The 14,553-nt window shown below is 38.8% G+C and carries 14 protein-coding genes; 10 read left to right on the plus strand and 4 right to left on the minus strand.

Annotation, left to right across the window (positions count from 1 at the left end):
• Nucleotides 1–43: 43 nt before the first annotated feature.
• Both CBM24_RS12130 and CBM24_RS12135 read right to left on the minus strand, forming a co-directional pair.
• Nucleotides 44–997 (minus strand): glycoside hydrolase family 43 protein, encoded by a 954-nt coding sequence (locus CBM24_RS12130; protein WP_088161433.1) that lies wholly within the window; start codon nt 995–997, stop codon nt 44–46.
• A 253-nt stretch (nt 998–1,250) separates the two neighbouring features.
• Nucleotides 1,251–2,144: a DUF4377 domain-containing protein gene (locus tag CBM24_RS12135; protein WP_075992469.1), complete on the minus strand. Its 894-nt coding sequence runs from the start codon at nt 2,142–2,144 to the stop codon at nt 1,251–1,253.
• A gap of 39 nt (nt 2,145–2,183) precedes the next feature.
• Here CBM24_RS12135 and CBM24_RS12140 point away from each other — a divergent pair, with 39 nt between their 5' ends.
• The 4 genes from CBM24_RS12140 to CBM24_RS12155 all read left to right on the plus strand — a co-directional run bounded on the left by CBM24_RS12140 (nt 2,184) and on the right by CBM24_RS12155 (nt 7,262).
• The gene (locus CBM24_RS12140; protein ID WP_075992470.1) at nt 2,184–3,065 is read left to right on the plus strand and encodes a hypothetical protein; all 882 of its coding nucleotides are present in this window, start codon (nt 2,184–2,186) and stop codon (nt 3,063–3,065) included.
• Nucleotides 3,066–3,069: 4 nt separating this feature from the next.
• Entirely contained in the window at nt 3,070–3,996 is a 927-nt protein-coding gene (locus CBM24_RS12145; RefSeq protein ID WP_083663817.1) for an alpha/beta hydrolase, read from the plus strand.
• A gap of 137 nt (nt 3,997–4,133) precedes the next feature.
• On the plus strand, nt 4,134–6,458 hold the full coding sequence (locus CBM24_RS12150; RefSeq protein WP_075992472.1) for a TonB-dependent receptor domain-containing protein: 2,325 nt from the start codon (nt 4,134–4,136) through the stop codon (nt 6,456–6,458).
• A gap of 6 nt (nt 6,459–6,464) precedes the next feature.
• Nucleotides 6,465–7,262 carry a DUF4249 family protein gene (locus CBM24_RS12155; protein ID WP_075992473.1) on the plus strand — a complete coding sequence of 266 codons (798 nt, stop codon included), beginning with the start codon at nt 6,465–6,467 and terminating at the stop codon, nt 7,260–7,262.
• Here the strand turns inward: CBM24_RS12155 and CBM24_RS12160 are convergent.
• A complete protein-coding gene (locus CBM24_RS12160) occupies nt 7,259–7,810 on the minus strand; it encodes a polysaccharide deacetylase family protein (protein ID WP_410528385.1) in 552 nt (183 codons plus the stop codon). The genes CBM24_RS12155 and CBM24_RS12160 overlap by 4 nt on opposite strands.
• A gap of 114 nt (nt 7,811–7,924) precedes the next feature.
• Between CBM24_RS12160 and CBM24_RS12165 the strand changes: the two genes are divergently transcribed.
• The 5 genes from CBM24_RS12165 to ispE all read left to right on the plus strand — a co-directional run bounded on the left by CBM24_RS12165 (nt 7,925) and on the right by ispE (nt 13,061).
• Nucleotides 7,925–9,304: a TolC family protein gene (locus tag CBM24_RS12165; protein ID WP_172840684.1), complete on the plus strand. Its 1,380-nt coding sequence runs from the start codon at nt 7,925–7,927 to the stop codon at nt 9,302–9,304.
• 22 nt (nt 9,305–9,326) lie between these two features.
• Nucleotides 9,327–10,631, plus strand: coding sequence for an efflux RND transporter periplasmic adaptor subunit (locus tag CBM24_RS12170; protein WP_075992476.1), 1,305 nt, complete (start codon nt 9,327–9,329; stop codon nt 10,629–10,631).
• Between the two features lie 107 nt (nt 10,632–10,738).
• Nucleotides 10,739–11,701 (plus strand): helix-hairpin-helix domain-containing protein, encoded by a 963-nt coding sequence (locus CBM24_RS12175; RefSeq protein ID WP_075992477.1) that lies wholly within the window; start codon nt 10,739–10,741, stop codon nt 11,699–11,701.
• The gene (locus CBM24_RS12180) at nt 11,688–12,215 is read left to right on the plus strand and encodes an adenine phosphoribosyltransferase (protein ID WP_046676245.1); all 528 of its coding nucleotides are present in this window, start codon (nt 11,688–11,690) and stop codon (nt 12,213–12,215) included. Before CBM24_RS12175 ends, CBM24_RS12180 begins: the two co-directional genes overlap by 14 nt.
• 30 nt (nt 12,216–12,245) lie before the next feature.
• Nucleotides 12,246–13,061 (plus strand): 4-(cytidine 5'-diphospho)-2-C-methyl-D-erythritol kinase, encoded by an 816-nt coding sequence (ispE, locus tag CBM24_RS12185; protein ID WP_075992478.1) that lies wholly within the window; start codon nt 12,246–12,248, stop codon nt 13,059–13,061.
• 77 nt (nt 13,062–13,138) lie between these two features.
• On the opposite strand, the gene CBM24_RS12190 is transcribed toward ispE, so the two are convergent.
• Nucleotides 13,139–13,984, minus strand: coding sequence for an ATP cone domain-containing protein (locus CBM24_RS12190; protein ID WP_075992479.1), 846 nt, complete (start codon nt 13,982–13,984; stop codon nt 13,139–13,141).
• Nucleotides 13,985–14,118: 134 nt separating this feature from the next.
• Between CBM24_RS12190 and CBM24_RS12195 the strand changes: the two genes are divergently transcribed.
• Nucleotides 14,119–14,415 (plus strand): DUF2892 domain-containing protein, encoded by a 297-nt coding sequence (locus CBM24_RS12195; protein WP_046676248.1) that lies wholly within the window; start codon nt 14,119–14,121, stop codon nt 14,413–14,415.
• Nucleotides 14,416–14,553: the final 138 nt, after the last annotated feature.

Genomic DNA, 14,553 nt, shown 5'->3' on the forward strand with positions numbered 1-14,553 from the left:
TTGATCTGGGCTTCTTTGTTGTTTGCAAAAAGAAGTAATTCTGCTATTTTAATGGATGTTTGACACCTGTAAAGGTCATCTTAACAGGTATGATATGTCCATTTTTGTCAAATTTCATTTCTTCGATGCAGGTTACCCGCTCATTGGCTCCATCTTTGCCAAGCGGTCTACGGTGATAGACAATAAAATATTTGTCCTCGTTGGGTACCTTGATGACTGAATGATGTCCGGCGCCAACAGCGACTTCAGGATCCCGTTCCAATATTGTTCCGATGCGCTCAAAAGGGCCAAAGGGCGAGTCGGCGATGGCATAAGCGACTTTGTAGTCGGGGCCTGTCCAGCCACCTTCCGACCACATGAAATAATATTTTCCATCTTTTATAAACATAAATGGTCCTTCGACGTAATCCTTAGGGGTGATTTCCTTGTAAAAGGTGCCATCATCAAAAGGGAGCAAGCCTGTGAAATCTGGTTTGAGTTTGACCATATTGCAGTGCTTCCAACCACCGTAATACATGTAGAAAGTGCCGTCTTTATCTTTGAAAACAAACTGATCTATCGGCTGAGCGCCATTGATAATATCGTTGATTAAGGGTTTGCCCAATAGGTCCGTATAAGGGCCTTCTGGCTTGTCGGCCACAGCGACCCCAATGCCTCCGATCTCTCCCTGATGCACATCATTGGCTCCGAAAAACAGATAATATTTGCCCTTATTTTCCAATACTGCAGGTGCCCACATCGCTTTTTTCGCCCATTTAACGTTGCTGTTCTCCAAGATACGGCTATGTTTTGTCCAGGTGGCCAAATCGGAAGATGAAAACGCGTCAAAGAATATCTGCTCTTCATAAGGCGCCGAATAGGTTGGGAATATCCAGTATTTATTGCCGTAGATAATACCTTCAGGATCAGCATAGTTTCCCGTGATAACAGGATTCTTCTGGGCAAAAAGTGTCGCGGTTAAAAGTAAGGTTGTTGATGTTAAAAATGTTTTAATCATTATGTCGGTTTAAACTTGTAAGGTACGGGATAGATTTTATTTGGATATGACTAAATGAATCATTTATATGACCATTTGTCTCATTGTTTTTTGAAATGTTAAAATTTTGTTAAAATCTTATTATGCTTTCGATTGTTTCCGATTTATTTCACATATTTGTTTATGTCATTTCCAAATGGCATAAATACTTTTCATAAAATAGGTTAATAATATGGCTAAGATACCCAAAGTCTCCCAGACTTTGGGTGTTTTTTTATTCTCGCTCCAAGCCAAAAATCATTACTAGTTTTCTGTCGTTATATAAATTCAAGGTTTGTTCGGCTATGTCAAACTGAATTTGTTTTTGTTCAAAAATTTGAAAAAAGTCATTTTCGATATTTACGCCATTGCAGGCGCGCATGGTGCTTGCTAGGTGCAGAAAGCTGATTTTATCGTCTTTAATGGCAAAATTTCCCCAAAAATTGTTGCATCCCGTTGTGCCGGCAATCGTACTATTTTTGGCATCGAACCCGATACTTGCTTTGCTAGAGCTAACATCCTTTCCATTTAACTGAAGCAGATTCCACTTAAAACGGGCAAGAAATGCAGCCACACTGGGCAGTTCGTTTGCACGTTCTCTCGACAGGACTTCAATTAAACTATAACTGACGGAGTCTGTATCTTTTTGTTTCGTTTGTTTTACGCGAATGCGGTAACGGTAGCCCTCCTGGTAATCGAATCCTTGAATTGTTGACGTGAGGTACTCCCATTTATTCCTTTTGTCAGATTTTACCTGCAGACATTTCAGTTTGCCAAGGCTCTGGGCATTCACGTAGTTTTCTCCAACTTCCCATGTGGCCACCGCTGTATTTTCCGATAGTGATTTTGTAATCGTTTTGGCTAAGGTATATGTCGAATGTGAACCGTTTTGACGTTTGAGGATCCTGATGTCATATTCAAATTTTGGGTCATAATCAAATTGCAAGATTTCGGCATAGAATTTCTCCCAATCTTTGCTGTTGTAGTATTTCACAAGATACGGCGGTGTTTGCTGAAGACCAGATTTTACTTTTACGCGAAATGAAGAGCTCTGGGCAAGTAAGCTTTGACAGGGGAGTAAGAGTGTTAAAAAAAGGAGTAATGAACTGTATGTGGAAGGCTTCTTCATAATTAGCATGTAAATATCAATAAAAACGTATCTTTAAACATGAATATTGCACGGGTGAATCTGTGCCTGCTACTTGTATTTTCTCTGTTAAGTCTGCAGGTTTACAGCCAAAATAGGAAGGATTATTTTAAAACGCAAATTGCCCTTGGGGAATTGACTGATCCACAACTGAAAGAGGTGTCGGGTATCACACCGGCTTATCGGGAGGGCAATTTTTGGGTGCATAATGATAGTGGTGATGGTGCAACTATCTATTTAATCGATCGTCAGGCCAAACTACTGAAGAAATTTTCACTCGAAGGGGTATCTGTCGTCGACTGTGAGGATATCGATCGGGTGAAATTTGGGGACACCTATTTTCTCGTCCTTGCGGACATCGGAAACAATACCGGGAAAAGGACCTGGACATGCCTTTATGTATTTCCTGAGCCTCAGGCTGATGATCCTGGGCTTATTCCGAAAAAGTCAATTCGGGCTATCTTTCTTAAATTTCCGGGCCAGAAACGTTTAGATGCCGAATCGATTATGATTGATCCAATAGACAAAATGTTGTATGTAATATCTAAACGTGAATTTCGATCGACTGTTTATTCCGCAGCGGTATTTACAAATTCTAAACAGCAGTATTTTACCTTAAATAGCGTAGCGGAGCTCCCATTTACTTTTGCTACTGCTGCCGCTATAGATCCGACCGGTACACAGTTGCTTGTAAAGAATATTACCCATATTTTCTATTGGCAGAGGAACCGGAGTAAATCCTGGAAACAGGTACTCCAACAAAAGCCAGCTATTCTGCCTTATCAGGTGGAGCCACAAGGGGAAGCGATAGCTTTCGATAGCAAGGGAAATGGATTTTATACAATTAGCGAGCGTCCATTTGGTTTAAAATCCTATCTTTATTTTTTTGAAAGAAATCAATAAATTTATGATAAACACTAGACCTATTTTCAGTTATTCGCTGCATAATTTTCATCAAACCGAGCCTATCGAAAACTGCCAATTTTGTTCAAGAGGTATTAGACTGATGTTAATTGCCTTCGTTTTATTTTTATGTACCCCCACGAACACCTTTGCTGCTAAAGTGGACACCCTGTCCATTCAGAGCCCATCCATGGGTAAAGCAATTAAGACTGTCGTAATTCTTCCTCAAAATTACTCGAACAAAATCAGTTATCCGGTCCTTTACCTGTTGCATGGTTATTCCGGTAATTATAGCAATTGGGTTAAAAATTCAAGTGTGAGCGCATTGGCGGATCAGTATGGTTATATGGTCGTTTGCCCCGATGGTGGTTTTGGAAGCTGGTACTGGGATGTCGCGAATGATAAAAACTACCAATATGAAACCTTTGTGTCCAAAGAGCTGATTGATTATATGGATCAGCATTATTCGACGATCAAAGATCGGAGCGGAAGGGCAATTACAGGATTAAGTATGGGTGGGCATGGTGCGCTGTCGCTAGCCATAAAACATCAGGATAGCTATGGCGCTGCAGGAAGTACAGCTGGTGGGGTAGATTTTAGACCTTTTCCCTTAAACTGGGAAATTAAAGATCGCATTGGGAATTACGCTGATGTACCGCAAGAATGGGATAATCGGGTTGTTATTAATATGGTGCCCAAATTAATCAATAATAAACTTCGCCTAATCATCGATTGCGGTAAGGAAGATTTTTTCTATACCGTGAATGTTGCACTGCACGATAAATTGATGTACCATAATATAAATCATACCTTTGTTACAAGTGAAGGTGGACACAATTGGGAGTACTGGTCTCGGTCAATTGTTTATCAAATGGCTTTTTTTAAGGGATATTTTGATCAAGCGAAGAAAAATGAAAAGAAAAATGGATAAATATTTGGCATAAATGAATAAAATGCTATTTTTGTTAAACAGAGACCTTAACTAACAAATTATAAACTTATTATTAAGCCTTACAAATTGTAAGGCTTTTTTATTATTTTCAGCAAAATTTTTGACTTCAATTGATTATGTTTAAACCTATAAAGGTTGTATTTTGTTTTTCTTCCATTTTGTTCTGCGCGCAGCAAGCGTATAGTCAACAGTCTAAATCTATTTCTGGGTTTGTTAGGGACAGTATCAGCGGTGAGAATATCATTGGCGCCGTCATAAGAAACGATACAGAGAAAAAATCCACCGCTTCAAATAAATATGGTTTTTTTAGTTTGTCTGTACGTGATGCCAGCAAAGGGATGGAAGTATCATCTGTAGGCTATCGAACGAAAGCATTTTCTGTCCACCTTGACAAGGACTCCACTTATATTATTCAGTTGGTGCCTGAGGAAAATCAGCTCGCTGAGGTTACCGTAACCGGAAATAGGCGCAAATCAATAAAGGATCTAACCCCTGGGTTGACACAATTTAGCCCTAAGGAAATCGAAAAAGTTCCTGTATTATTTGGAGAAAAGGATATTCTCAAGACTATTCAGCTATTTCCGGGAGTAACCAGTGGGGGGGAAGGAAGCAGCAATTTTTATGTGCGCGGCGGCGGTGGCGACCAAAATCTGATTTTGCTGGATGAGGCTCCTGTCTATAACAGTTCCCATTTGTTTGGTTTTTTCTCGACCTTTAATTCCGATGCGATCAAAGACGTGAATTTCTACAAGGGAGGTGTTCCAGCCCAATATGGAGGCAAAATATCATCGGTCATGGAAATTACCACCTTGGATGGAAACAACCAGCATTTCAATGTAGAAGGTGGCTTGGGTCTTATTGCTTCGCGTCTTAAATTGGAAGGGCCGATTCAAAAAGGCAAGAGCTCATTTATGATCTCCGGTAGACGTACCTATGCCGATCTTTTCTTAAAGCTTTCAAGTGATGAGAATATTAAGAAGAGTGCGCTCTTTTTTTATGACCTCAATGCAAAATTAAATTATCGCATCAATGATAAGAATACACTTTACTTGTCTGGATATTTCGGCAAGGATGCGATGGCTTATCATGATTTGTTTGATTTCAATTGGGGAAATGCGACTGGAACCATGCGCTGGAACCATGTGTGGAGCAATAGGTTGTTTAGCAATACTACGCTTATTTTTAGCAAATTCAATTATCAGGTTAAGATTGAGGATGATAACAACTTTAAAATCCGTTCAGACATCTTTAATTATAATTTTAAACAAGATTTTCAATACAATCTTTCGGATCGTCACAATCTAAAATTTGGATTACAGGCAGCCTTGCAGGAAATCCGACCGGCAAGTATCGAAGCGGGAGAAGATTCGAAGGTGAATTCATTGCAAATTCAACATCGCAAGGGTGCTGATGTTGCTGCTTATTTAACCGATGACTGGTCTATTACCGATCGTTTAAAATTAAACTATGGATTGAGGGCATCTGCTTATGCAACATTGGGGCCAGGGACATTTTATACTTTCGATCCTGCAGGTGAGGCCGTAGATTCTACCTATGTGGGAAATGGCAAGTTGGGTAAAAAGTACTTCTATCTGGAACCTCGCGTTTCATTAAACTACGCTATCAATGATTTAACGACGGTAAAGGCATCTTTCAATACAAATGCTCAGTATCTGCATCAATTGAGCAATACAACCAGCAGCCTCCCTACCGATCAATATGTGTTGAGCAATAATACGATTAAGCCCCAGCTATCCAATCAGTATTCGCTGGGTTACTTTCGGAATTTTGCATCCAACAGATATGAATTCTCTGTCGAAGGTTATTACCGGGATTTAAAGAACCAGATTGACTATAGGAATGGCGCCGATCTACAGGCAAATGAACTGCTGGAAGGGGAATTGCTGTTTGGAAAAGGCAGAGCGTACGGAATTGAATGGTTTCTGAAAAAGAGACTGGGGCGATTTAGCGGCTGGCTGAGTTATACTTTGTCCAAAAGTGAGCGGCAATTTGAACAAATTAATGATGGTCAATGGTTTAACGCACGTCAGGACAAAACGCATAATATAGCTATCGTAGCGCAGTATCAGTTAAATCCGAAGTGGAATTTAAGTGCAAATTTCGTATACTATACAGGAGATGCTGTAACGATGCCCGCGGGGAAATATTTTGTTGACGATCGTACGATCTTTTATTACGATAAAAGAAATGGGCAGCGGATGCCTGCTTATCACCGCCTGGATTTGGCAGCAACTTATGATATTAAGCGGACAAAGAATAGCTACTCGAGCTTGTCGTTTGGTCTCTATAATGCCTATAATCGAAAAAATGCTTATTTGATCGACTTTAGAGAAAAAGAAGGGCAATCCAATGTCACCGAGATTTATCGGATAGCATTATTTGGGACGATCCCATCGATTACTTGGAATTTTAAATTTTAGCAAAGAATGAAGAAGATATTAGGAGTTATAGCTGTTGCATTATTTACTTTAGGGAGCTGCGAAGACAAAATAGATTTGGAACTGCCCGAAAATACAGGTCAATTGGTTATCACCGCAGATTTGATGGTTTCGGATCAGCAACATGAGATTAGTATACAGAAGGTTGTAAGCATTAAAGACTCTCTATTTTCTCCGATAACAGATGCGGAGGTGAGCGTTAAGAATATGCAAAATAATCGCACTTATACGTTTCAAGCGGGAGCTGATGGGTTGTATACCAATAAAACATTACGGTTACAGGAAAAGGTCACTTACCAGTTGCAGGTAAAGACCGCTGATGGAAGGGAGATCCAAGGGGTATCAAAGGTTCCCAGCTATGTGGATGTGGATTCTATAGGGCTTTCAGAGCGAATTATTTTTACTGATACAATTTACTATCCGACCCTCGTATTTATCGATCCACCGGAAAAAGGTAACTATTATAAGTATAAAATGTCGGTCAATGGAGGTAAATTACGTTTTATTGATGTCTTTGACGATAAGTATAACAATGGCTTAGAAGTGCAGCATGATATTGTCGACCGCGATAGAGATTTGAAAGTTGGTGATCGTGTGCGTATCCTACGTCAATGTATCGATGTAGGCGCCTACAATTACTGGAATAGTTTTCAAATGATTAATCCTGGTTCGGCTTCGCCAGCTAATCCGATTTCAAATTTAAGCAACAATGCACTGGGGTATTTCAGTGTCAGTGTAGGTAAATATTACGAATCTGAGGTGACGTTTGTTAGAAGTAAACCTTAATCTATTCTCGAAAGCTGATAGTGATTTTTTAATAAAAACTCTATTGTTTTAGGTAGAACATATTCGACACGAGGAATGGCTTTGATATTATCATGAAAAATAATAACAGAGCCATTTTTAATGTTGGGCAGAACGTTTTCCAGGCATTTCTGGGGACTTAAATTCGGATCAAAATCACCCGACATAATATCCCACATGATCACTCGGTATTTTTTATAGAGTTTGCGGAGTTGGGATTTTGTTGCTCGGGCATAAGGCGGACGAAAAAGATCAGTCTGGGTCAGTTCCTGGCATTTCGCAACATTTGCCAAATACTGCTCATCATTTGTTTCCCAGCCTTTGAGGTGGTTGTAGGTATGGTTGCCTACCTGATGCCCTTCATCTAAAATTCGTTGAAACAAATGTGGATTTTTTTTAATATTTTCACCAACACAAAAAAATGTTGCCTTTGCCTGATATTTTTTTAGGATATCGAGTATAAAAGGTGTAATTTCAGGAATTGGACCATCGTCAAAAGTAAGATAGACTTTTTTTTCATGACGTGGCATATTCCATATTGATTTGGGATATAGCCATCTAAGGAAAAATGGAGATTTGACAAAATACATAACCGATAAATGAAGTTCAAATCTAAAAAAAAATGTATGGTTCTACATATGGACATGAAAAGATTTTATTATTCTGCAGTAGTATTTACTGGGTTATTTCTAGGAACTAACGATTTGGTTCAAGCCCAACAGGTTGTAGGAGTGGCAGAAGCCATTCGTATGACATTGGAACGGAACGTACAGATAAAACAAGCGGCGCTGAACAAAGATCTTGCTGAGCAGGACTTGTTTCAGGCAAAAAGTAATTTATTGCCGAACCTGAGTGCTAGCGTGGATCAAAGTTTTCGTTATGGCTTTGGTTTCGATTTAACTTCCGGACGAATCGTCAATAACACCTGGACAAAAGGAACCAGTGGCTCGGTGGGATCAAGTGTCAATTTATTTCAGGGCTTTCAACAGATCAATCAGATCAAAGCGAATAAGTTGCAACTGGAGTCTACGGCGACTCAGGTGGATAAGATCAAGAATGACCTTGTGCTCAATGTGCTGGTTAATTATTTGGAAGCTATTACCAATCATGAGATGATGGTTGCGAGTGAAGACCAGATCGCTTTGTCGAAACAGCAATTTTCACTGGACTCCATCCAGTTTGCAGTTGGTAATAAAACGATTGCCGATCTTGCCAAATCAAAAAATCAGGTTGCTACAAATGAATTGAACAAAGTTAATTTGAAAAATTCATACGAAATGTCTTTGTTGACCTTGAAGCAGCTGATGGAAATGCCTCCTGAAACGCCTATTTCCTTGGAACGTCCAAGCTTGGAATCTATATTGGTTCATGCAGTGGATAAAAATGCGGTGGATGTCTACCAGAAAGCGCTCACATTGCAGCCGGATATTCATAAGTCTGCATTGGATAAAGAGGTCGCATTGAAACAAATCGATATTGCAAAGGGGGGCTATTATCCGACACTCAATTTGAACGTGAGTTATGGAACGAATTACTCATCTGCGACAACAAGGCAAACAGATCCATTGGATCCTGCGACCCTTTTTAGAGTGCCTTTTGGCCAACAGATATCGGATAACAAGTCTTTTTTTACCGGTTTATCTCTTGCTATTCCAATTTTTTCAAGAAATCAGAATAAAGTAAATGTGGCGAAGGCAAAGATCGGTTTAAAACAGGCTGAAGCCTCCGAGCAATTGGCAAAAAATAACTTAAACAAGGCCGTTAATCAGGCTGTATTGGATGTGAATGCGGCCAAACAACGCTATAGCTCGGCTACCGTCGCATTTGAAAGTGCTGAAACAGCATTTAAGGCGACAAAAGAACGTTACGATATTGGTATGGCGAATTCACTGGAGTTGTTTACTGCTCAAACGGAACGAAATAAGGCCGAATTTGACCTTATTCAAGCAAAATATAACGTAATATTCAGATCAAAGATCATTGATTATTACCTCGGAAATCCAATTCAATTCGATAACAATTAACCTATTTGATTTAACAAAAGAAATGGCAAAGAAAAAACGTAGCATTGGAAAAATTATATTAATAATAGTTGTGCTCTTGGTAGTCCTTGGTTTTATAGGTTTTAAAGCAGGCTGGTTTGGCAAAGGAGAGATTACCAAAGTCGCGGTGGATGTAGTAAAAGAGATGGATGTTGATGAATTAGTTTCTGCAAGTGGGAAGATTCAGCCTGAAGTGGAGGTTAAACTGAGTTCAGAGGTATCTGGAGAGGTTGTAGAACTTAATATTAAAGAGGGTGATTTTGTTAAAAAAGGACAAGTACTCTGTCGGATCAAACCAGATATTTTGCAATCTGGTTATGATCGATCTGTTGCAGCAATGAATTCACAGCGAGCCAATTTAGCCGCTGCGCAACAGCAATTAAAACAACAGGAAGAAAACTTCAAAAATGTAGCTGCTACCTATAAACGGAATCAGGAACTTTTTGAAAAACGTGTTATTTCTGCCTCAGAAATGGATAAAAGTTCGGCAGAATATCATGCAGCACAGGCTTCTATCCAAGCACAAAGAGAGACTGTACGTTCTACAAAATATGGTATTGATCAATCACAAGCCTCAGTAAAAGAAGCACAAGATAATTTAAATCGGACGACAATTTACGCGCCATCAGATGGCATCATTTCTCTCTTGTCTATCGAAAAGGGAGAGCGTGTGGTTGGAACGGCGCAGATGGCAGGTACAGAAATTATGCGTATCGCCAATATGAGTTCGATGGAGGTTAATGTCGATGTAAATGAAAATGATATTAACAATGTAAGAGTAGGGAATCAAGCTGAGATTGAAGTCGATGCTTTTAAGGACAGAAAGTTTAAAGGTGTTGTGACCGAAATCGCTAGCTCGTCTAAAAACATCGCAACGACAACTACGGCGACATCATCGACAGATCAGGTGACAAATTTTAATGTAAAAGTTCGCATCAGCGCAGAATCGTATCAAGACTTGATGAAAGAGAATGTGGCATCGCCATTTAAACCGGGTTTGTCTGCAACAGTTCAGATATTTACAAAACACGATAAAGGACTGGTTGTACCGATTCAATCGGTAACCGTGCGCTCTGACGATAAAGACTCTACAAATACAAATAAGAAAGTTGATGAATATGTATTTGTCCTAAAAGATAAAATAGTTAAGCAGGTTTTGGTTAAGACAGGTATTCAGGATGATAAAAATATCATTGTTACTTCAGGACTTAAAAAAGGAGACGAGGTCGTTTCTAGACCATTTGATGCGATTTCCAAAACCTTAAAAGACGGTAGTCAAGTTGAAAAAGTTGATAAGTCAAAGTTATAAATCTCTTTGTAGATAATAATTAATAAAAAGGGAATTGTTTTTTAATAATTCCCTTTTTATTTTCCTTATAATTTATTAAATTTAAACAACCCAATTGTTAGCGGCTTATGAAAAGGCTATTGGCTTATTTTAAATTTAGTAAAACAGAACAAAATGGATTTTTCATTATTTTGGTGATTATCGTTTTGTTTGCGACGATTTATACGCTGATTAAACGTAATACGAGAGATCCTATTCCAAATCAGGCCAAACTTTTTGAACAGTCCTTTCACGATTCTATAGAGATTTCCAGTACACCCAACAAACAGGAGTTTAATAGCCCCTATGTGAATAAAAACGAAAGTGTTGTATCCATCTCGCCGACTACAGATTTAGATGATGAAAAGCTATTTTATTTTGATCCAAATAATTTACCTCACGCTGACTGGCATAAGTTGGGACTTTCTGATAAACAGATTGCAGTACTGAAAAATTATGAAAAAAAGGGGGGGCGATTTAAGGTAAAAACCGATCTGAAGAAAATCTACTCCATTAATGACCGACTTTACAAGAGATTAGAGCCTTACATCCAAATAAAAACAATTCCCGATTCGGAACGAACGAAACAACAGGACAGAGCGCCTTTGCTGTATGATAAATTTGAAAGAAATAAAGCTGAACTTATCGATATTAATACCTGTGATACCACGGCATTAATCAGTCTTAAAGGGATAGGCTCAATTCTATCCAAACGCATTTTGAAATATAAAGATGTTCTTGGTGGTTTCTATCGTATAGAACAGTTAAAGGAGGTTTATGGAGTTACGGCTGAAACGTATGATCTAATTAAAGACTATATTGTTGTAGCTAATTTAGATGGAATCAAAAAAATCAATATTAATAAAGTTGATGCAAATTCATTGGCTAAACATCCGTATCTTAGCCCTAAAGATGCGAAACTAATCGTCAATTATCGGGATCAACATGGAAGTTATGTCAATATAGAAGATTTGACAAAAATAGGAACACTTTCAGATCTTGCGATTGCGAAGATTGCGCCTTATTTAATTTTTGAGAATGATTCAAGATAAATTGAAACTGGAAATCCGGGATATTGTGGATTTTCCTAAACCTGGTATTGTCTTTAAAGATATTACCCCTTTGTTGAAAGATGCGGCATTGTGTAGCGAAATGGTTGATGCGATTATTGATCAATTGCAAGGAATAGAGATAGATGCTATTGCTGGAATTGAGAGCCGGGGTTTTCTATTTGGATTTTTACTTGCCAATAGGCTGGGCTTGCCTTTTATTCCAATTCGAAAACAAGGTAAATTACCTTTTAAGACCGTGTCTGAATCTTATGCATTGGAATACGGCCAAGCAACGATTGAAATCCATGAAGATGCTTTTGAAAAAGGAAGCCGCATATTGGTTCACGACGACCTTTTAGCAACAGGGGGTACCGTCGTTGCTGCCAGTAAACTTATTGAAAGACTTGGTGGCGAGATCGTCGCTTATAGTTTTATCATCTCTTTAGACTTCCTAAAGGCGAAAGGAAGATTATCCAGATTCAGTGATAATATCTTTTCATTGGTAAGTTATTAATTTAAAAATATACGATTTAGAGCATTTCACATGATACTTTTTGCAAACGCTAAACTAAACATTGGACTGCAAGTAATTGCCAAGCGTACGGATGGATATCATGAGCTGAACAGTGTTTTTTATCCACTTCCAATTTACGATATTATCGAATTATTGGATACGACTGCTACGGAGACAACACTAAATATTCAAGGAGAACATATCCCAGGAAATCTCCGTAATAACCTTTGTATAAGAGCTTTTGAATTGTTGGAAAAAGATTATGGCATTCCGCCCGTTTCAATTGATTTGATCAAACAAATTCCGATTGGAGCAGGCTTAGGGGGCGGTTCTGCCGACGCGTCTTTTGTTTTGAAAGGGCTCAATACGCTCTTTCAATTGAATCTTACAGAAGAGCAACTAGCGGGGTATGCCGCAAAGTTAGGAGCCGATTGCCCATTTTTTATTGCAAATAATCCTGTTTTTGCAACAGGCATTGGGACTGATTTTAAAGACTTAAATCTAAATTTGGATGGCTACCATATTGCAGTCATTATGCCAAATATTCATATTTCTACAGCTGAAGCTTATGCTGGTGTAGATCCTAAGGTGCCCGAAGTTAATTTGGAAGAAGCAATTCGTTTACCTATCCAAGAATGGAAGTTTCATATTCGTAATGATTTTGAGGATGGTATTTTCGAGCGTTACCCATTGTTGAAAGAAATCAAAGAAACTTTATATCAAAAAGGAGCGATATATGCTTCTATGTCGGGTTCCGGAGCGGCTATTTATGGTATATTTTGGGAAAAAACAGATTTAAGCGAGCTTGCAAAATATGGCAAGATCTATCATCCAACCAAGCTGTAAGAGTACTATCGGTTACTAAAAAAGCATTATGTATACCTGTTTGGACAGATAGACATAATGCTTTTTTTAGTATGTTATTAATACTCTTCTTCCACTTGATAGTTTATGAGTTCGCGAGCCTCATTTAAAACCTTTTCTTTCCGTTCTTTTGTTAAGTTTAGAAGATCCAATTTTTCGGGATTACTGACGATATCTTTCACTAAAATAAGCTGATTTTTGAGCAGTTGTTGTTCTTCAAGATCTGAAAGAGTTGTTAGACAAGTGACCGGATAAAAAACTGCTTTATCTACTCTTTTTTTAATGCTATTTTCTTTGGGGTAATCCCAAGAGAGCAGGTTGATCTTATAATATTTGGCAAAATCAATCGAGTCGGAAGTGAAGTAAGCATTGGTAATCAGCCAGCCTTCTTGAAACTGCAGCTGCTTCCCAAAAAACTGATACTTGATATTGCTGATATCGTTGAATCTGGAAAGATAATACATCGGCGTTGTTACCGATATTTTAGCGTCAATATCGTTTCGAAATTTACATTCCGCGGTAATGAGTTTGCCGTCCTTATAGGCGACAACGTCCAATTCATGCGAAACAGCATGCCCCTGCACGGTCTGCCCCGTGGTACTTTCATAGCCGATGGATCGCAATAGGTGAGCAATGTATTTTTCGAAGTAGAAGCCTTCCGGTCCTAATTCACGTAAGGCTTTTTTTAGGCTATAGCGTGCTGCGAAGGAGTTTCGTACTGTTTTCAACGTGTCAAAGGCCAGCTGATAGAGCTCTCTTGTTGAAATGCCATCATATATTTCGTTGAGTACCTTATCGTAGACCTGTTTGACCTGGTCGGCATTGGCACCCGAACGAGAAAGCGAATGGCGCAGCGAGTCACCATTAAATGGAACTAATTCACCGGAATATTTTTTGATTTGCATGTATTTCTAATTTGTTAAATACGAATATAAGAGATGTCGTCGGAGAAACAACATAAAAAACTATTATTCTATTCCTAAACTTTTTTAGGACACCATTTGTTTATAACATAGACGAAAAAAAAATAGAGATAATTATGAGTAACCTACTAAACTTTGCATTTGATAAGATAAAAACGAAGATCGAAGACGATTGTATCGAAGAAAATATTGGCACCTCTGAGCGTGTTCTGTCGGTGATTGCCGGCGGATTCATATTGGGCTTGGGTGTTAAAAAACTGTTTAAATCCCCACTTACTGGATTGTCTGGACTAACCCTTGGTGGAGCTTTGATCTATCGTGGCGTAACGGGTCATTGTGATGTTAAGAAAGTATTAGAAGATAAGGATATCAAAAAAGTAGAGGTGATTGAGCATCGCTATTTTGTTAAATAGCAAGTCGTGTAACCCTTGCTTAACGTAAAAGTGTTTTTAGTAGAGGCTTCTATGGAGCTGCTTGACAACAGTGAGGTGTTTACTTCGCCCTGCGAGCGGGGTTCGACTACGGTGAAAGCATGGTGACTGTACAACAAA

Origin of the sequence: Sphingobacterium sp. G1-14 (assembly GCF_002196555.1) — a bacterium.
Taxonomy (GTDB): Bacteria; Bacteroidota; Bacteroidia; order Sphingobacteriales; family Sphingobacteriaceae; genus Sphingobacterium; species Sphingobacterium siyangense.